Origin of the sequence: Bradyrhizobium sp. CB3481 (assembly GCF_029714305.1) — a bacterium.
Taxonomy (GTDB): domain Bacteria; phylum Pseudomonadota; class Alphaproteobacteria; order Rhizobiales; family Xanthobacteraceae; genus Bradyrhizobium.
This window is the reverse complement of the sequence record NZ_CP121647.1, coordinates 5,564,734-5,583,176: the sequence shown is the minus strand read 5'-3', so window position 1 is coordinate 5,583,176 and position 18,443 is coordinate 5,564,734. Positions and strand designations below refer to the sequence as shown.

Below are 18,443 nucleotides of genomic sequence, written 5' to 3'. Positions count from 1 at the left end.
GCCGGACCTGACATTGATCACTAATTTTTCGAAAGGGACTCCATGGCGCAGAATGCAGAACACGTGCTCGATCACTTCGAGCTTTTCCGCGGTTCGGAATACCAGCAGATGCTGGTCAATAAGAAAAAGATGTTCGAAAACGCCCGCGATCCTGCGGAGGTCGAACGCATCCGCGAATGGGCGAAGACGCCCGAATATCGCGAAAAGAACTTTGCGCGCGAATCGCTGACTGTGAACCCGGCCAAGGCCTGCCAGCCGCTCGGCGCGGTGTTCGCCTCCGTTGGCTTCGAGGGCACGCTGCCCTTCGTACACGGCTCGCAGGGCTGCGTGGCCTATTACCGCAGCCATCTGTCGCGGCACTTCAAGGAGCCGAGCTCCTGCGTCTCTTCGTCGATGACGGAAGATGCTGCGGTATTCGGCGGCCTGAACAACATGATCGACGGCCTCGCCAACAGCTACAACATGTACAAGCCCAGGATGATCGCCGTCTCCACCACCTGCATGGCAGAGGTGATCGGTGACGACCTCAACGCCTTCATCAAAACATCCAAGGAAAAAGGCTCGGTTCCGGCGGAGTTCGACGTGCCGTTCGCGCACACGCCAGCCTTTGTGGGCAGCCACGTTACCGGTTATGACAATGCGCTCAAGGGTATCCTGGAGCATTTCTGGGACGGCAAGGCCGGAACAGTGCCCAAAGTTGAGCGTGCACCCAACGAGAAGATCAACTTCATCGGCGGCTTTGACGGCTATACCGTCGGCAATCTCCGCGAAATCAAGCGCATCTTCGAACTGATGGGCATCCATTACACCATTCTCGCGGACAATTCCGATGTCTTCGATACGCCGAACGACGGCGAGTTCCGGATGTATGACGGCGGCACTACGCTGGAAGACGCCGCGAACGCGGTTCACGCCAAGGCGACAATCTCGATGCAGCAGTGGTGCACGGAAAAGACACTCCCGTTCATCGCCGATCATGGCCACGAGGTCGTGGCTTTCAACCATCCGGTTGGCGTGTCCGCAACAGATGAGTTCCTGATGGCGTTGTCGCGCATCAGCGGCAAGGATATCCCGGAGCAACTGGCGCGAGAGCGCGGCCGCCTGGTCGACGCAATGGCTGATTCGAGCACGCATATCCATGGCAAGAAATTCGCAATCTATGGCGATCCAGATCTCTGCTATGGGCTAGCTGGCTTCCTGCTCGAACTCGGCGCGGAACCGACCCATGTGCTCGCCACCAACGGCAACAAGGCCTGGGAGGAGAAAATCCAGGCGCTGTTTGCGGGCTCGTCGTTTGGGCAGAACTGCCATGCCTATCCGGGGCGAGACCTCTGGCACATGCGCTCGTTGCTGTTCACTGAACCGGTCGATTTCCTGATCGGAAACACCTACGGCAAGTATCTGGAGCGCGATACTGGCACGCCGCTGATCCGAATCGGCTTCCCGATTTTTGACCGGCATCACCATCACCGCTATCCAGTATGGGGCTATCAGGGCGGCATGAACGTGCTGGTGAAGATTCTCGATAAGATTTTCGACGAGATGGACAAGAAGACCAACGTTGCCGGCAAGACCGACTACAGCTTCGACATCATTCGTTGATAACGGCGGCACCCCCGTCGCCGTAGAACGAAACCCTCACCAGGCGATGGGGCCCGGCGAATGAAGGGCGTAGCTGCGCACGAAAACCTCCATTCTGGGAATAGACATGAGTTCGCTTTCGGCTACCATTCAGGATGTCTTCAACGAGCCGGGCTGCGCAAAGAACGCCAACAAGCTGGAGGCCGAGCGCAAGAAGGGCTGCACAAAGCAGCTGCAGCCGGGCGCTGCCGCGGGCGGCTGCGCCTTCGACGGTGCCAAGATCGCGCTGCAGCCTTTTACCGATGTTGCCCATCTGGTGCACGGCCCGATCGCCTGTGAGGGTAATTCTTGGGACAACCGCGGCGCAGCTTCATCCGGTGCGAGCATCTGGCGCACGGGATTCACCACTGACATGAACGAAACTGATATCGTGTTTGGCGGCGAGAAGCGGCTTTACAAGGCAATCAGGGAGATCTTAGAGAAGTACAATCCGCCGGCGATCTTCGTCTATCAGACCTGCATTCCGGCCATGATCGGCGACGATATCAACGTGGTCTGCAAGGCGGCTTCGCAGGAGTTCGGCAAGCCGGTTATTCCGGTCAATTCGCCCGGCTTCGTAGGTCCGAAAAACCTGGGCTGCAAGCTTGCCGGCGAAGCCTTGCTTGAGCACGTCATCGGCACCGAAGAGCCGGACTACACCACGCCTTACGACATCAACCTGATCGGTGAATACAATCTGTCGGGCGAGCTTTGGCAGATCAAGCCTCTGTTCGACGAGCTTGGCATCCGCATCCTCTCCTGCATCTCGGGGGACGGCAAATATCGCGAAGTCGCCTCGTCGCACCGGGCACGCGCTGCCATGATGGTGTGTTCGAAAGCGATGATCAATGTTGCGCGCAAGATGGAGGAGCGTTACGGCATCCCGTTCTTCGAAGGCTCGTTTTACGGAATCCAGGACTCTAGCGGTTCACTGCGCGAGATTGCGCGACTTTTGGTCGAACGCGGCGCTCCGGAAGATTTGATCGAGCGCACGGAGGCGGTGATCGCGCGCGAGGAGGCGCGGGCCTGGGGCGCGATCGAACCCTATAAGCTTCGCCTTGCGGGGAAGCGGGCGTTGCTGATCACCGGCGGTGTCAAATCCTGGTCCGTTGTGGCGGCGCTGCAGGAGGCGGGGCTCAAGCTGATCGGCACCAGCGTCAAGAAATCCACCAAGGAGGATAAGGAACGGATCAAGGAGCTGATGGGCCAGGACGCCCACATAATCGAGGACATGAGGCCGCGTGAAATGTACAAGATAATGAAGGACGCGAAAGCGGATATCATGCTCTCGGGTGGAAAGTCGCAATTTGTCGCGCTCAAGGCGGCGATGCCTTGGCTCGACATCAACCAGGAGCGCTATCACGCCTACCTGGGCTACGTCGGGATGGTGAAACTGGTCGAGGAGATCGATAAAGCGCTGTTCAATCCGATGTGGGAGCAACTGCGCCGCTCGGCGCCGTGGGACGATACAGCCAATCATTGGCAGCTCAAGGCCATTGCGCAGACGCACACACAAGCCGGCGAGATCGCTGCCGATCACGCACTCGCCGAGACGACACGCCGGGCGAAGAAGATCTGCCTGTGCAAGGCAGTCGATCTCGGGACGATCGAGGATGCGATCCGTTCGCATGGCCTGACCAGCGTCGAGGCGGTCAGACAGCACACCGACGCGGTCGGTGGCTGCTGCAAGAGGCGGATCGAAGACATCCTGGTGGCCATGCCGCTCTCTTTGCCGCCTGCCATGCAGCAGGCCGCGGAATAGGACGGCGTCATGGCCATCGTCACCACGCCGAAGAAGGCCTGTGCGGTCAATCCGCTGAAGATGAGTCAGCCGATCGGCGGCGCATTCGCCTTCTTAGGGCTCCGTGGTGCGATGCCGATTCTGCACGGCGCTCAAGGCTGCACATCCTTCGGGCTGACGCTGTTCGTCCGGCATTTCAAAGAGGCGGTGCCGCTGCAGAGCACTGCGATGAGTGAGGTGGCAATCGTGCTCGGCGGCTATGAAAATGTCGAGCAGTCTATACTCAACATCTACAATCGGACGAACCCGGAGATTATCGGAATCTGCTCGACCGGGGTGACCGAAACCAACGGCGATGATGTTGACGCCTACATCAAGCTGGTCCGCGAGAGACATCCTCAGCTCGCCAAGTTTCCTCTGGTCTATGTCTCGACGCCGGATTTCAAGGATGCATTCCAGGACGGCTGGGAAAAGACGGTAGCGCGCATGGTCGAGGTGCTAGTGGAGGCGCCGCCGGCCGAGGCTAAGCGCGATCGCGCGCGGGTGAATGTCCTACCCGGATGTCACTTGACGCCGGGAGATCTAGACGAACTCAGGACCATTCTGGAGGATTTTGGCCTGAAGCCATCCTTCCTGCCTGATCTAGCGGGATCGCTGGACGGGCATATCCCCAACGAGTTCACACCAATGACCATCGGCGGCATCGGGGTGGATGAAGTGGCGAGCATGGGCCTGGCCGGCTGGACCATTGCCATCGGTGCGCAGATGCGACGGGCTGCGGAAACCATGAAGGCTAAGGCCGGAGTGCCGTTCCGTCTGTTCGAGCGGCTATGTGGACTTATCCCCAACGATCAATTCATGGCGTTCCTGAGCGACATCAGCGGGCGCCCAATACCATCAAAATACCGCCGGCAGCGGGGCCAACTCGCCGACGCCATGCTGGATGCGCATTTCCACATTGCCGGCCGGAGGCTCGCGATCGGGGCGGAGCCCGATCTGTTGTTCGATATCTCCAGCATGCTGCACGAGATGGGCGCGCAGGTCACCGCGGCCGTGACGACGACGCAGTCGCCGGTACTGCAGCGCGTTAAGGCGAAGGAGGTGCTGATCGGCGATCTCGAAGATCTGGAGGAACTCGCCAAGGCGTGCGCATGCGATCTTCTGATCACCCATTCGCATGGCCGACAGGCCGCCGCACGGCTAAACATTCCGTTCTATCGCGCGGGATTTCCGATGTTCGATCGAATAGGCGCTGGGCACCAGCTATGCGTCGGTTATCGCGGCACGCGAGATCTGATCTTCGATATCGCCAATCTCATCGTCGCTGACCGCGAGGAAAATCACCAGCCGACGCCGGATACCTGGCGATCACCGACGCCAGCCTGCAGGTCTGGCCTCCGCAGCTTTATTGGCCCAACAGAGAGGTCATCGCATGAAAGTCGCATTCGCTACCCAGGACTTCAAGCGCGTCGATGCGCATTTCGGCTGGGCCAAGAACATTGCCATCTATGACGTTGGGCCAGATGGGCACGTATTTCTGAAAGCGTTCCAATTCGACGGAGATCTCAAGGAAGACGGCAACGAGGACAAGCTTGCGCCCAAGCTCGAGGCGATCAAGGATTGCGCCATCCTCTACGTCGTTGCCATCGGCGGATCCGCCGCTGCGCGGGTGGTGGCAAACAAAGTACATCCGATCAAGGTGAATAAGCCCGAGAACATCCTGGCGCTACTCGAAAAACTGCAGAGCGTGCTGAAGGGTACGCCGCCTCCCTGGCTGCGCAAGGCGCTGGCAAAGGGCCAGGAGCGCACGTTCGATTTCGAAAAATGAGGACGACATGACCGCGACAGTAGAAATACTGCAAGCAAAGAGCGTCGCTCTCGATGCGCCGTTCGTCAAAGAGCTGGTCAAGATCTGGCGCGCTCAGGATATGTATGGCACCTGGGATGGCAAGAGCGATCTCGATCTGCTCGATCCCTACATACTCGACAAAGAGAAGCGGCGCGCGTTGCCGGTCGTCGGCGATCCCGATCCGGATACGATCTGGCGACTGGAGCTGTTCTTCGATGCAGTTGCGCTGTCGATCGAGAAGGCGACGGGTGTCATGATTCAGCCGATGCTGAAGATGCACCATGAAGGCTTTGGCCGCATGGTACTGATCGGAGGCCGGCTGATCGTAATAAACAAGCAGCTGCGCGATGTGCATCGCTTCGGCTTCGACGATCTGTCAAAGCTGGCTGCCGCGGGTGGCAAATATGTCAGAAGCGGCATCAACATGATCCGGAAATTTCCCTCCCTGGCAAACTATTGAGGAGCAGCTCATGAGCGATCTTGAGACGCTGAAAGCAGAAATGAAAAAGCTGTCGGCTAAGGCCACGCAGGCCAAGATGGATCTGCACGACCTTTCCGAGGAATTGCCCGTCAACTGGACTTCGATTATGGCGGTGGCGCAGAAGGCGCACGATGCCTTTGCCGAACTCGAGCGGAAGCGCGAGGATCTGAAGGCGCTGGAAAAAGAAGGGAACCAAGAATGTCATTTGAAACGCGCGATGGTCGCAACTGGACGCCGGATTACCTGATCTCGATCGATGCCAACCACTGCATCGGCTGTGGCCGCTGCTTCAAAGTCTGCGGTCGGAACGTAATGACATTGAAAGGGATCACCGAGGAGGGCGATCTTGTCGATTTCGATGATGACGACGATGAGATCGAGAAGAAGGTTATGGTGATGGATGACCAGGGCGCCTGCGTCGGCTGTGGTGCCTGTGCCCGAGTCTGTCCGACCGACTGCCAAACTCACGCGCCCGCCTCGGCGGAAGCGGCTTAGCGAGGCTTTTATCTACCTCTCCACGGAGGGAAGCGAGATCGACACCCAACACCGGGGAGGGGACTTTCCATGTGCTGCGCTTACGGATGAGGCCCCGCGCCCCACCCTCCACGAAGGGAGGGAGGATCACTCAATCCAATGTTCGCGCGCCTTCTTCGCAGACCAGTGTGTCTTGACCACCGTCGCACGCGGTTAACCCCCATATGGTGCGCATACTACCCTTAGCGCACTGATCCAAGAGCCCGCAACAGTGCCTGGTCAGCACGCAAAGACGGAAGCTTGCCGGCGCAAGGCCGTGTAGCAGGCAGCGGTCCGTCGGCTGCAAGATACGAAAAGATAGTCTGAGGGGGCCCTGAGCAAGGGTCGTGGGCTTCCGCGCATGCATTGACGTGTTGGACGGGGACATCTGCTTTCACCGGCGTGCGGCTCCTCGAGGACGATGCGTCGGGCCAAAGCTGAAGCCGCGCTCAGACCGGCCGGTTCGCGTTGCGGTTCTTCACGGGCTCCATCCTCTTCAGCCCGTCTTCGTAAGAGATATCGTCAAACGACGCGCCGACATTCTGGGCAGCCTCGAGCAGGCAATCGAGCCTGCCACCTGCATCGAGCCTCTTGATATCGTTCTTGTCGAGGCCGACCAAGTACATCATCTCCTTCCAGACGGTGGATTGATCACACGGCAGCACGTGGAAGGTGATATCGCCGAGCTTAATTCGGTATTTCGCCAACAGGTCTATGTTGTTGCAGAAAATGAAGTAGCTGCCATCAGGACTTAGCGCGCCGTCAAAAACCCTAGCAACATCGGCGAGATAGGCGAAGGAGTGCAGGTAGCCTACTAAGGCTGGAATGGTGTTTGCACCTTCCTGGGCGATCGTCAGTACCTGCTCGATCGAATAGTCGGGCGGCCGTTTCTCGTCCGCGACCTGGGCGTGAAATTTAAGTGCGATATCGCCGCGAAAGCCGAACCGGCCCGGTCTGGTGGTCGCGCCCTTGAATACGGCGTTGAGTAAGCGCGCCTCCTTCTCCAACCGGCCGAGCGCGGTGTTCTCAATTGCAGCCATGCAAAATAGTTCCTCGATCTAAGACAATCGCCGGACACCTCGGCCGGCGAGACACGCAATGCAAGTTGTTTGCCGCTGCGTGCGCTACGCATCATTGGCGGAAACCATGAGAAAAAACGCGCAAGCGCGCGGCAATCCGCAAAGACCCATGTCAGAAACCCGACACGCGTCACAAAGCCAACAGGCGCGACTCGAAAAGATGAGCGTTTTCAACCGCGTGAGCGCTGGCATGCAACTTGCCAATTCGAATGCAACCGACGTGGGCAAAGCAAGTGTGAGTTATGATTAAGATGACGAATAACGCAGTGAATGCGGTCAAGCACGCGATTTCAACGTCGGCACAGCCGGCGAGCGGCCTGCGCATCACGGTTGAGGCCGGCGGCTGCGCCGGATTTAAATACATGATGGGCTTGGCCGACGAGCCGAAGCCTGACGACACCGTGATCGAGCACGACGGGGTCAAACTGTTCGTCGACAACAACAGCCACGAGCAACTCGCCGGCACGACCGTCGATTTTGTGGTGGCGCTGGAGGGCTCTGGCTTCACCTTCGAAAATCCGAACTCAAGGTCGAGCTGCTCCTGCGGCAAATCCTTCGGCTGATGAAGAGAGAGCTCGAAGCATGTTGGACGAGCCCAAACAACGGAAGCAACGCCCGGAGACTGAGAGCGATCGGGAGCAAATCATTCACGCTGCGATCGAGGAGATCCGCCCCAATCTGCAGCGCGACGGCGGCGATTGTCAGCTGGTCGAGATCGCCGGAAGCAAAATCATAGTCAAGCTGACCGGTGCCTGTGTGTTCTGCAAGCTTTCAAACTTTACGCTGGAACGTATTCAGGCGCAGCTTGTCGAAAGGCTCGGCGAATTCGTTCGCCTGATCCCCATCGCTGGCGCCACCAAAGCGCGGCATTGAACGAGGCGCTTGTGTCGGTTTATCTCGACAACAATGCGACAACACGGACAGATCCATGCGTTGTCGAAGCCATGTTGCCGTTCTTCAGCGAGCAGTTCGGCAATGCCTCCTCCACTCATGCCTTCGGGAACAAGGTCGCGGACGCTGTGATTGAGGCGCGCCGCAGCCTGAAGGCCTTGTTAGGGGTTGCCTACGATCATGAGATCGTCTTCACCTCTGGCGGAACCGAATCCAATAACGCCGCCATTCTCTCCGCGCTTGTGACCCAAAAGGGACGGGACGAGATCGTCACCACCTCCGTCGAGCACCAGGCGATCCTGGCGTTGGTCGAACAGTTGGCGACCAGGCGTGTCAAAACCCATCTGGTCCCAGTGGATTCGCGTGGCCGGCTTGATGTTGAGGCTTTTCGCTGGGCGCTTGGACCACGCACGGCGGTAGCGTCGGTCATGTGGGCTAACAACGAGACCGGAACCATTTTTCCGGTAGAAGCTCTCGCCAGGATGGCGCACGCGTCCGGCGCGCTATTTCACACCGATGCGGTGCAGGCCGTAGGCAGGGTGCCGATCGACTTGAAGATCAGTGATATCGACATGCTGTCGCTGTCCGCGCACAAGCTGCACGGACCCAAGGGAATTGGCGCGCTGTATTTGCGCAAAGGCACAAAATTCAGGCCGTTGATCTGGGGCGGAGCACAGGAACGACAGCGCCGCGGCGGAACCGAGAACGTTCCCGGCATCGTCGGTTTTGGTAAGGCTGCGAAGCTTGCGGCAGAGCGCCTGGAGTCGGGGCGCGTTCGCATTGGTGCGTTGCGCGATCGCTTGGAGCAAGCGATGTTGCAGAACGGCCACTGCATAGTCCTCGGCGATGTCAGCAGCCGGCTGCCGAACACAACCAATATTGCCTTCGAGCATCTCGAAGGCGAAGCGATCCTCCATCATCTTAATCGCGCTGGCATTGCCGTTTCGCTCGGATCAGCGTGCAGCTCCGGCTCAATGCAGCCATCTCGTGTGTTGCGCGCCATGAACGTGCCGGCGAGAAGCCTACGCGGCGCGGTGCGCTTTTCGCTGTCGCATGAAACTACTGTCGAAGAGATAGATCTGGTCGTCCGCACTCTGTCCGACATCGTAGCTCGCCTGCGCGCCATGTCGCGGGAGCATGCCAATCCCACCGGCGATCCATCCGATTCACGGAGTTGATTTCATGAAGGTCATGATCCGCCGCTCTCCGGAGGCTGGCCTGTCGATTTACATGCCGAAAAAGGATCTTGAAGAGCCGATCGTGGAATCCGAGCATGAGACGCTGTGGGGTGGTTGGATCAGAATAGCCAATGGCTGGGTGCTCGATCTGCCCAACATGGCGAGCGACACGCCGTTGCCGATCACCATCAATGCCAGGAAGCGTGGCGACAACGCGGATGAGCGATGAGCGCGATCCGGCAAATCGATTTTGTAAACGCGGCCGATGCTGAGGCTATTCTCACTGACGTCGCTGCCAGGCTGCGCGCCGGCGGCATCGTTCCCTATCTCGGACCTGGCGTCGCCGAGTTGTCCAAGCCGGATGTGCCGATGACACCTGAGGCACTGGCTGCCTTTTTCGCCAGTAAGGTCGCGCTGCCGCGCCGGGCCAAGGGCAATCCCTGGGCGTCCGCACAGTACATCGAGAGCAATAAGCATCGATCCACCGTGACGGCATTGATGGCGCAGGCCTTTGCCGCACCGGTCGAGCCGACGCCGCTGCACTATCATCTCGCCTCACTGTCCCTGCCTGTCGTCGTCGATGCTTGGTATGACGGCGCGATGCGCGCGGCCCTTCAAAAACATGGGGGTTGGGGCGAGGTGCAGGGCATCACCCGCGCACGCCTCGGCGAAGACCGCTGGTATCGCTTCTATGATGCAGAAGGCAAAGAGGTCGATCGCGCAGCGGCTGGCAGTTGGAGGACAGTCCTCTACAAGCCGCACGGCGGGGCGCTGCCCGCAGAGAACTTCCTGGTCTCTGACGCAGATTATGTCGAAGTGCTGACCGAGATCGACATCCAGACGCCAATTCCCGAAATCGTCAAGCAGCGGCGGACCGGACGGAGCTTTCTTTTTATCGGCTGTCAGTTCAACGACCAGCTGTTACGCATCTATGCGCGGCAGATCAGCAAGCGCTCAGCCAATGGCCATTACGCAATCGTGGAGCCGGACGCGCTCTCGCGCAACGAGCTGCGCTTCCTGGCCGAGCAGCGCATGACGCCGCTCGGAATTTCGCTTCCACGCGCGGTCGAAATCTTGATCTCTGCCTGAGGGGACCTTGCCTCCTTTCAGCGGAGCTTGCGCGCTGTAAGACGCGAGGTCGTTTGACGCCCCTGATCATATACCCGTGTCGGCGCCGCCCCTTCTGTCACGTTCGCAACAAACTAGAAGAGTCCTCTCGCATGCAACAGGATCGCTAAGATGCTGATATCGGGCAGAAATCCCCGAGGCATCGTTAATGGCACGCGAGTTGCTAAGTCTTACTCGAAGTTTCCGCCTGCACTGAGAATGGCAAATGAATGTGTCTGAATGTAATAAAGCAAGCTCGTTGGGCGGCGGCGCTGACGTCGGCGCGATCATGCAAGCCCATACCGAGCACAAGGGCTGCTGCAGCTCGGGCGGCAAGGGCAAGACGAGCTGTGGATCACAGCACCGCCAAGGCGACCTGCCGATCTCGATCTGGGAAAAGGTGAAGAACCATCCGTGTTACAGCGAAGAGGCTCACCACCATTATGCCCGCATGCATGTCGCGGTCGCGCCGGCGTGCAATATCCAGTGCAATTACTGCAATCGTAAATATGACTGCGCCAACGAATCGCGCCCGGGCGTCGTGAGCGAGAAGCTCACCCCTGAGCAGGCGGCGAAGAAAGTGCTCGCCGTTGCTTCCACCATTCCGCAGATGACCGTGCTTGGCATTGCCGGCCCCGGCGATCCACTGGCCAATCCGGAAAAAACATTCAGGACGTTCGAGCTGGTCGCCAAAGCCGCGCCGGACATCAAGCTGTGTCTGTCGACCAACGGGCTGGCCTTGCCCGATCACATTGACACCATCGCCCGCTTGAACATCGACCACGTGACCATAACTATCAACATGATCGATCCCGAAATAGGCGCCAAGATTTATCCGTGGATTTTCTATAGCCACAAGCGCCACACCGGTATCGAAGGCGCAAAGATTCTGAACGATCGACAGCTGCAAAGCCTCGAGATGCTCACGGAGCGGGGCATCCTGTGCAAGATCAATTCGGTCATGATTCCGGGCATCAACGACCAGCACCTGGTCGGTGTTAACAGGGCCGTGAAGTCGCGCGGCGCGTTCCTGCACAACATCTTGCCGCTGATCTCCGCGCCCGCGCACGGCACCGCGTTCGGTCTCAAGGGCCAGCGGGCCCCGACAGCGCATGAATTGAAGGCGCTGCAGGACGCTTGCGAAGGCGAGATGAACATGATGCGCCATTGCCGCCAGTGTCGTGCCGACGCTGTCGGCCTGCTTGGGGATAATCGCGGCGCAGAGTTCAGTACGGAGAAGATCATGGCGATGGATGTCAGTTACGATCTCGAGAGGCGCAAAGCCTATCAGGCTAAGGTCGAGGAGGAACGCATGGCGAAGGTCGCGGCCAAGCAGGAGAAACTGGCTGACCTAGCGGGCGCGACGAGCGACGTCCGTCTTCTGGTTGCCGTTGCAAGCAAGGGCTCGGGCCTGATCAACGAGCATTTTGGGCACGCCAAGGAGTTCCAGGTGTACGAACTCTCGACATCGGGTGCCAAATTCGTCGGCCACCGTCGCGCCGATCCCTATTGCCAGGGTGGTTATAGCGAGGAGGGCAGCCTTGCGACTATCATCCGCGCCATCAATGACTGCCACGCTGTGTTCGTGGCCAAGATCGGCGGGTGCCCAAAGAGCGAGCTGATCAAGGTCGGCATCGAGCCGATTGATCAATACGCGCACGAGTTCATCGAGAAATCAGCGATCGCTTGGTTCAAGTCATATCTCGAGAAGGTGCAAAGCGGTGAGATCCAGCATCTCGAACGAGGCAACGCGTCAATCCGCCAGGGCGCGCTGATTTCGGCCGCGTAAGGGAGATATCGATGCCGTTCAAAATTGTCGCGTCGCAATGCACGAGCTGCTCGGCTTGCGAGCTCGAATGCCCGAATGTTGCAATCTCAGAAAAGGGCGGAACGTTCGTGATTGACCCTAAGAAATGCACCGAATGCATCGGCCATTTCGACGAGCCGCAATGCGTGGCGGTCTGTCCGGTCGAGAATACCTGTGTGCTCGATCCTTCATTGCCGCGCTATCAGGTGCGGGCATAAGGGAGAAAGGCTCGTGAATTCCACGCTGACGCCGCCTGAGGAAAAGTTCATGAATTGTGGGCTGCGCACTGAGTCAATTTCTACCTGCCCCGTTAAAGCCGCCGGTTTGTTCGGGATTGTCCGCCGATATCAGTTTTGAGCCGGCGCCGGCACCCGGTTGCCTCCTATGACTATGCTCACCATGGCGAACAACGCCCGACCCCTCCGCGCGGCTCGAGATCGCGCAGCGGCCATAGGCGGATCCCTAACCGATCTGCAGTGCGACTCTGATTGGCGGGTCCGCCAGGAATCGGCGACCCGCATGGCGAGTATCGAGTTGGCAGGTCTCAAAGATGAAAACACTAATGCTGTAGAAGGCGCGCGCGGCGGTCTGGCCTGCAAGTCCGCGAGGGAGTGATTCATGAGCAACATCGTCCGCGACAATGATGTGCTCGAGCTAAGAGGCCCACCGTTCTTCAGCCTTGGCGAAAAGGTGCGGGCCAATCGAACCATTCGCAACGATGGCACCTATTTCGGCAAAGAGATCGGCGACATCCTGGCCAAGAAAGGCGAGGTGGGTTACGTCGTCTCCATCGGGACATTCCTGCAGCAATTCTACATCTATGGCGTCGAGTTTCTTGAAAGCGGCAATCGCGTCGGCATGAAACGCAAGGAGCTCGATCTGCTGGACGCGCGCAAGGACCCCGACGACCTGCCGTTGCCGGAAGAGATCGCGCGATGATTGCGTCGCGTCTTCCGAAATACCAATAGGGGCAGCGGGTCAAAGCCGCGGTTGACCTCGTTAACGATGGTTCTTTCCCGATGCGCCGGCTGAAAGGGCTCTTGGTCGGCGCCGGGGGGATCGGCGAGATCGTGAAGGTCGGCATGCAAACCGAAGCGAACTTGCCGATCTATGTTGTAGAGTGCGGTGAGCGGCTGGTCGTCGGTTGCCTTGAAGAAGAAATCGCCATTGCTTTGAGGGGACTTTTCGCGATGAACGCCGCGGTGATGGGAAAGGTAGTAAGCGGTTTGATCGCTCATCCCAACGAGCTCGATCGCAAGCGGATCGAGCGTGCCTTGAGCTCGCGCAAACGCTATCGTTATGTCTCGCCGAATGTGAAGCCGGTAAGGAGTGGCTATCTCATCGAGAGTCTCTGCTGCTCAGGTAATATCGATAGAGACGGCGGCTTGATTGATGTCGCGGTGATCCATCATGACACGATGAGCGCGACATGGAGGCTGTTTCATAAAGATCACGCGCTGGGGCTCTGGAAATTTCACAGCATCCACCGGCGGCTGACCGCAGCGATCGACGAGTTGAACACAGATCCCGAGCAGGTGTTCTGGCAATAACGCCGCTTTGGAACTAATTATGGGAGCTCTGCACCGACGAACTTATCGAAAATCGAACGGATGCTTGCCACAGTGGACGCCGATGCAAGCCGGTTCGCCGAGTTGCGGCGCCGCTTTCCTCAGCTCGCCTGCACGTGCTGTGACGCGTCCGATATGACCGAGCCGCCGTTCCGGAGTTATCCACTCTTCGACCTGTATCTGATCGATGGCTCTGCTCATTGCGTCCAGATCACGGCCGATCCGGCGCGCGCGACGGGTATCGTGCTGGCGGAAAGGAGTACTCCGCGATGACCCCCCTCACTCGCAAAGCATCTCGACGCGGACGTATTCATTCCGATCTCCACTCCCGATGTTACCTTCGCCGAGCTCTCCACCGGGAAAGGCTGCAGTGTTCGCCGCGGATCCGGCGCGAGAGGTGATCGCCTCAGCTATTCGTTTTGCGAGATGGCCATGCCATTGGTCTCGCGAGCGCAAGCGGTATTTGCGGACGTCGACTATTGCCGGGAGCATCGGTTCCGGCGAAGCTCGAAGAGCGTAGCACGGCCAACACACGGGCGATTGTTGCCGGCAATCCCAACAGCCATCTGGCGCCATGCTCGGAGCTGCGGGCGATCGAGCGCCACCAGCTGATGCTACTGGAGGATTTCATCACGGCGATCGGATCGAAAAAAACGGCCAACTCGTCGGTCATTTTGGCGATATCGGTGTGTTCGACTTTGCCCAGCCTCTGGTCCTAACCTCTGGCCGGGGCAGCATAGTGGTGCCGATGATATCGACATGCCGATGGCGTGCTCGCGATCGTGCGCATCTGGATAAATGCTCCTGCGTTACCGTCAGCAGCGCAGCGCCTTATTAGGCCGGCATGAGCGAGTTCTCAGACGCGTTGAGCTTTGCGCAGCTGAAGCGCCTTGAAATCCTGGAAGTGGCGCCGGCTCATCAAGCAGCTCTACAATGGCCATAGGGAATCATTCGAGGGCATCAAGCCGCCCTATGTCGCGCGCGATAGGACCGAGGTGACCTGGTTTCTCTATTTCGTCCATCGCGCGACGCGCTTCACGCGCTCTAGCCGCAACGCCATTTTCGATGATCTGCGCATCGAACAGGTCGAGGCCGCCGCCTATTGTTATCTGATGCATTTGCCGCGTCAATATTTTCACCTAGGCTATAGGCATGGCGTTTTTCTCGTCACGGAGAAGATCGCCATCTCTCGGTGGCGCTGCCGTTTCAGCGCCATCTCACCGCCAATCACATCGAGTTCATCGTGAACGCGATGAAGGACGGGTCCATCAGAATGGGGGGCGCAGGCATCTATTAGTGCCCTGGGACGCCATCAACCGGCAAAAGGAGGATCTAATGTCGAAAGTCCCGGCCTTGCCGCGTAGCAAAATGATTGAGGTCTCTGAGGGCACGTCACTCACTCTTGATGGCGGGGCTGGGCGCCGAAATCGCCATTCCACAGAAATGCAAGAGCAGGCCAAATTCGGATGCCTGCACTCAACGTCCAGCAAGCCCGCAAGTGACTCCAGCGCAAAGGGAATGAGAAAGCCCAATGGTCGTGGGTGTCGGCTCCAGGCCACGGCACGCCGGTCGACCGAGGTGCTCGGAACCGGAAGCATCATATCGGGCTCTTGGGGCTGCGGCTCGAGTTTCTTTAGGCTTGGCCAGGGTGGAAGGCGGAAGGCTCCGCAACGGATCATTGTTCCTCGAACGGGACGGTGCCCGGCAAAGCTATTGCCCTAACATGGGTTTGATTTTCTCCGCGAAAGCCTACCGGCCGCTATCTGCTGGCCACGGCGTGTCTCGGCTGTTCCGGGCCGCGATCGATACCGCCGAAAAATAAGCTCGTTGCGTGCGGCTGTTCGGTGTATCGCTCCGGCGGGGACAAAACCCGCGCCTCAGATCGTCGACAGCTGCGCGTCAGCTTACGGTCAGCTACGCCGCTTAGTATGGTCCCTAGGACTTGAGCGGCACGAGCTCAGCAGTGCCCGACCTTTGCCGAGAGGAGAGCGAATTTATGTATGGCCGAATCGTTGGCTCATCCAGCCAATCCACCAGCGCTAGCCAAGTTGATGATTCGAGACAGTCGGCAGATAGCGACAGCTTTGCGGAAAGGCTTGCAGAAACGACGTCGAATTCTGGTTCAATTTCAGGGCCGTACTCCCTTCGATCCCGACCTCCCATCGAGGAGATCGATCGGTCTTCCTTCAGGAGAGAGATGAGGGCTTTTTATGGTGATGATATCAAGCACATTGCCGATAACCCGCAGGACTACTCGGAATTCGTGTCATCAAAAGCTGAGCGCACAGCACAAGTTGCCAGAGTCTACGGCCACACCGACGAAGATACGGACAAGGCGCGATATTTCAGCTATCAGCTAGGCGACAAAGTTGTTGGGCTTCTAAGAACAGAAGGCGGACGCCGAGTCAGAGGAGAGCGTTTCCAGCAACAGTTCCCCGGGCGGGACAGGATCACATCCGTTGTAGATCTACGGGTTACTCATCCTCTTGTTGAGAACGCAGGCGATATTCTGCTGGAGCATCAACTTCGCGTTGACGGCGAACGACCGTTGCTCATGTCACGTCCTGCTTTGCCAGATATGGAGTCCCGTCTAATGGAGATGGGTTTTATCCACATGGGTGATAATCGCTGGGTGCTTGACCCTACTCAGCATCCCGAAAAGTGGACGAGGAATGCTGGGGGTGAATGGCAGCGGGCAGACAAAGGTCCGCTGTACCTTGTCAAGGCTGAGAGTCGTGGCACCGATAGTGAAGCAAGTGTCGAAACAGATTCGGGTGAAGCAAGAGTCGAGACCGACTCGTCTGACGATGACCCTTCTTGGTACTTCGAGCGCCTTAATCTCGGCTCAGGATCGGCTGCTGACTGACTCATGGTAGACGAGACCAGACCTGCAAGTAGTTAGCTGTGACCATCGCGCACCCGCGCGAGTAGCCCTAAAGCGGGGGCGCACGCGGATGAGCGTGCTCTACTCACTTCGCCCGCTTCGCCCGGGCGTATAGCTGGCCTCGCTTCGGCGGGCCAGCATGGATCTGCGGCGGCTTGACCAAGGTTCCAAACTCGTCCTCTTCCCAGGCCCATTGCCTCACTAAAAATGTTTCCGGACAACTTCCCTGTCGTGTCTGGGGCGGAGCTGCCGAATCGTTCGGTGGCTGCTATGGCAGGGAAGATCAGCATGCGCGCAAAGCGCGAGATCACATCAGCGCTGGCCGAGCGTTATCGAGCGGGCGGTCGGCGCGAGAAGGGACGGATCCTTGACAAGCTTTGCGCCATCACGGGATGGCATCGCAAGCAAGCGATCTGGGCACTGTCAGTGGACGGGTCATCGGTATCGGCCGTGCTGCGGTGGCGGCGCCGGACTTACGGGTCTTCCATTCGCGATGCACTGATTGCGCTATGGGATGCCTCTGACCGGCTCTGCAGTAAGCGGCTCGTCGCGATGATCCCGTTTTTCGCTTCCGGCACTTGAACAGCACGGCAGATTGAATCTTTCTGCCGAGGAGCGGTCGCTGGTTTTGAAGGTGAGCGCGGCGACGATCGAGTGCGCACGTTCAATGACTGGGGAACATCTCCACCGGGTTACTGCGAAGCGGATCTGGTTGCGCATGGCGGCATGTCCGTATCCGGCGCGTTCATTCAAACGCTAACAATGGTGGATGTCGCAACGGGGTGGACCGAATGCCTTCCGCTCGTCGTGCGTGAAGCAGCTCTTGTGGTCGAGGCTCTCGACCGCGCGCAGAACCTATTTCCCTAGCCCGTTCGTGGCCTCGAGTTTGACAACGACAGCTTTTTCATGAACGACACGGTCGTGTCATGGTGCCTGCCGCGCGGCAATTTGGGTGGAAGCGCGTATTGCCTTATGGACGAATGCTCCCGAGGACACGATCGTTGCCTCATTTATTTTGCTCCCAAGAAGACGGACGGTCGATGTGGGGAAGGCCGGTCGTGGAGCTGGTCGGGGTTGCGCAACGACCGGCCTTCCCCGTGCCGAAAGCCGGCGCTGTTATGGCGCAACCGGTGTGTCGATCCGGGTCGCATGAGACGCCGATCCAAACAGTCCCTTTGACGGCACCGCTTGGCCGCGCCTGTGCCTCCGCCACAAGGCCGCTTAGCGTTTGATCCACGAGCGCGATAAAGCGCGTTGAACGAGAAACGAAGACGAGGCCTTCTCCAGGTGCCGGCTTCACGATGTAGCGCTCGTCGGAAATGTTGAGTGCATTGAGAGCCGATTTGAATGCATCGAAGCTGATCGGATTCAGTACAAGGAAACGACTTTGCGCCTTGTTTGCAGCAGATACGTACAGCACAAGTCCATCGTAGTACCATTGAAGATTATAGAGGTAGGAAAAACGTTCAAGGAACTGGCGCGGTGGCAGATCCGGCATTCGCCCCCGAATCCGGCCCTTCACCTCGGAGCTGATATTGACTCTGATGTTGAGGTTGTTCCCGAATTCTTGGAGTGCGGCAGAGAGGCCCTGATCCCGAACCGTATAGCTATAGGGCGTGGAAGGCAGAAACAGCGGAGCGCCGAACGCCTCGGCCATTCCGCTACAAACGAAAACTCCGTCGCTGCTCGCGCTCTGTGTTCGTCAGTTTGTCGTCAGGTCGCCTC

Annotated in this window: 22 protein-coding genes and 3 pseudogenes; 23 read left to right on the top strand and 2 right to left on the bottom strand. The window is 58.6% G+C overall.

Going from position 1 to position 18,443, the window contains the following annotated elements; genetic code table 11:
• Positions 1–42: 42 nt before the first annotated feature.
• From nifK to fdxB, 7 genes and pseudogenes are all read left to right on the top strand, one after another.
• On the top strand, positions 43–1,602 hold the full coding sequence (gene nifK, locus QA643_RS27195; RefSeq protein ID WP_283028825.1) for a nitrogenase molybdenum-iron protein subunit beta: 1,560 nt from the start codon (positions 43–45) through the stop codon (positions 1,600–1,602).
• A gap of 106 nt (positions 1,603–1,708) precedes the next feature.
• Positions 1,709–3,382, top strand: a complete 1,674-nt coding sequence (gene nifE / locus QA643_RS27190; RefSeq protein WP_283028824.1) for a nitrogenase iron-molybdenum cofactor biosynthesis protein NifE — start codon at positions 1,709–1,711, stop codon at positions 3,380–3,382.
• A 9-nt stretch (positions 3,383–3,391) separates the two neighbouring features.
• Positions 3,392–4,741 (top strand): annotated as a pseudogene (gene nifN, locus QA643_RS27185) (nitrogenase iron-molybdenum cofactor biosynthesis protein NifN); the annotation flags it as partial.
• A gap of 52 nt (positions 4,742–4,793) precedes the next feature.
• Positions 4,794–5,189: a nitrogen fixation protein NifX gene (gene nifX / locus QA643_RS27180; RefSeq protein ID WP_283028823.1), complete on the top strand. Its 396-nt coding sequence runs from the start codon at positions 4,794–4,796 to the stop codon at positions 5,187–5,189.
• Positions 5,190–5,196: 7 nt separating this feature from the next.
• Positions 5,197–5,670: a NifX-associated nitrogen fixation protein gene (locus tag QA643_RS27175; protein WP_283028822.1), complete on the top strand. Its 474-nt coding sequence runs from the start codon at positions 5,197–5,199 to the stop codon at positions 5,668–5,670.
• Positions 5,671–5,680: 10 nt separating this feature from the next.
• A pseudogene (locus tag QA643_RS27170) lies at positions 5,681–5,872 on the top strand (CCE_0567 family metalloprotein); the annotation flags it as partial.
• Positions 5,873–5,889: 17 nt separating this feature from the next.
• Entirely contained in the window at positions 5,890–6,186 is a 297-nt protein-coding gene (gene fdxB, locus QA643_RS27165; RefSeq protein ID WP_283028821.1) for a ferredoxin III, nif-specific, read from the top strand.
• A 467-nt stretch (positions 6,187–6,653) separates the two neighbouring features.
• Here the strand turns inward: fdxB and QA643_RS27160 are convergent, their stop codons facing one another.
• Positions 6,654–7,244, bottom strand: a complete 591-nt coding sequence (locus tag QA643_RS27160; protein WP_283028820.1) for a hypothetical protein — start codon at positions 7,242–7,244, stop codon at positions 6,654–6,656.
• 58 nt (positions 7,245–7,302) lie between these two features.
• Here QA643_RS27160 and QA643_RS27155 point away from each other — a divergent pair, with 58 nt between their 5' ends.
• The 16 genes and pseudogenes from QA643_RS27155 (at position 7,303) to QA643_RS27080 (ending at position 17,585) form a co-directional block, all read left to right on the top strand.
• Positions 7,303–7,533 (top strand): hypothetical protein, encoded by a 231-nt coding sequence (locus QA643_RS27155; RefSeq protein WP_283028819.1) that lies wholly within the window; start codon positions 7,303–7,305, stop codon positions 7,531–7,533.
• On the top strand, positions 7,526–7,846 hold the full coding sequence (locus tag QA643_RS27150; RefSeq protein WP_283028818.1) for an iron-sulfur cluster assembly accessory protein: 321 nt from the start codon (positions 7,526–7,528) through the stop codon (positions 7,844–7,846). Before QA643_RS27155 ends, QA643_RS27150 begins: the two co-directional genes overlap by 8 nt.
• A 19-nt stretch (positions 7,847–7,865) precedes the next feature.
• A complete protein-coding gene (locus QA643_RS27145; RefSeq protein WP_283028817.1) occupies positions 7,866–8,156 on the top strand; it encodes a NifU family protein in 291 nt (96 codons plus the stop codon).
• Positions 8,157–8,227: 71 nt separating this feature from the next.
• Positions 8,228–9,352 carry an aminotransferase class V-fold PLP-dependent enzyme gene (locus tag QA643_RS27140; protein ID WP_283034947.1) on the top strand — a complete coding sequence of 375 codons (1,125 nt, stop codon included), beginning with the start codon at positions 8,228–8,230 and terminating at the stop codon, positions 9,350–9,352.
• A 4-nt stretch (positions 9,353–9,356) separates the two neighbouring features.
• Entirely contained in the window at positions 9,357–9,581 is a 225-nt protein-coding gene (nifT, locus tag QA643_RS27135; protein WP_283028816.1) for a putative nitrogen fixation protein NifT, read from the top strand.
• Positions 9,578–10,441 (top strand): SIR2 family protein, encoded by an 864-nt coding sequence (locus QA643_RS27130; RefSeq protein ID WP_283028815.1) that lies wholly within the window; start codon positions 9,578–9,580, stop codon positions 10,439–10,441. The genes nifT and QA643_RS27130 overlap by 4 nt, the downstream gene beginning before the upstream one ends.
• A 244-nt stretch (positions 10,442–10,685) precedes the next feature.
• Complete coding sequence (gene nifB, locus QA643_RS27125; protein ID WP_283028814.1) at positions 10,686–12,248, top strand: nitrogenase cofactor biosynthesis protein NifB; 1,563 nt, start codon at positions 10,686–10,688, stop codon at positions 12,246–12,248.
• Between the two features lie 11 nt (positions 12,249–12,259).
• Positions 12,260–12,484: a 4Fe-4S binding protein gene (locus tag QA643_RS27120; RefSeq protein ID WP_283028813.1), complete on the top strand. Its 225-nt coding sequence runs from the start codon at positions 12,260–12,262 to the stop codon at positions 12,482–12,484.
• Positions 12,485–12,884: 400 nt separating this feature from the next.
• Entirely contained in the window at positions 12,885–13,205 is a 321-nt protein-coding gene (locus QA643_RS27115; protein WP_283028812.1) for a nitrogen fixation protein NifZ, read from the top strand.
• A pseudogene (locus QA643_RS27110) lies at positions 13,202–13,429 on the top strand (nitrogen fixation protein NifZ); the annotation flags it as partial. The gene QA643_RS27115 and the pseudogene QA643_RS27110, both read left to right, overlap by 4 nt.
• Positions 13,430–13,456: 27 nt before the next feature.
• On the top strand, positions 13,457–13,816 hold the full coding sequence (locus QA643_RS27105) for a hypothetical protein (protein WP_283034946.1): 360 nt from the start codon (positions 13,457–13,459) through the stop codon (positions 13,814–13,816).
• A 60-nt stretch (positions 13,817–13,876) separates the two neighbouring features.
• Positions 13,877–14,107: a DUF6129 family protein gene (locus QA643_RS27100; RefSeq protein WP_283028811.1), complete on the top strand. Its 231-nt coding sequence runs from the start codon at positions 13,877–13,879 to the stop codon at positions 14,105–14,107.
• 617 nt (positions 14,108–14,724) lie between these two features.
• Positions 14,725–15,081, top strand: coding sequence for a hypothetical protein (locus QA643_RS27095; protein ID WP_283028810.1), 357 nt, complete (start codon positions 14,725–14,727; stop codon positions 15,079–15,081).
• Positions 15,082–15,830: 749 nt separating this feature from the next.
• Positions 15,831–16,700, top strand: a complete 870-nt coding sequence (locus QA643_RS27090; RefSeq protein WP_283028809.1) for a host specificity protein — start codon at positions 15,831–15,833, stop codon at positions 16,698–16,700.
• Between the two features lie 306 nt (positions 16,701–17,006).
• On the top strand, positions 17,007–17,300 hold the full coding sequence (locus tag QA643_RS27085; protein ID WP_283028808.1) for a hypothetical protein: 294 nt from the start codon (positions 17,007–17,009) through the stop codon (positions 17,298–17,300).
• A gap of 72 nt (positions 17,301–17,372) precedes the next feature.
• The gene (locus QA643_RS27080) at positions 17,373–17,585 is read left to right on the top strand and encodes a hypothetical protein (protein WP_283028807.1); all 213 of its coding nucleotides are present in this window, start codon (positions 17,373–17,375) and stop codon (positions 17,583–17,585) included.
• 139 nt (positions 17,586–17,724) lie between these two features.
• Here QA643_RS27080 and QA643_RS27075 read toward each other — a convergent pair whose 3' ends face one another.
• Positions 17,725–18,375, bottom strand: coding sequence for a nodulation protein NolW (locus QA643_RS27075; protein WP_283028806.1), 651 nt, complete (start codon positions 18,373–18,375; stop codon positions 17,725–17,727).
• Between the last annotated feature and the right edge of the window lie 68 nt (positions 18,376–18,443).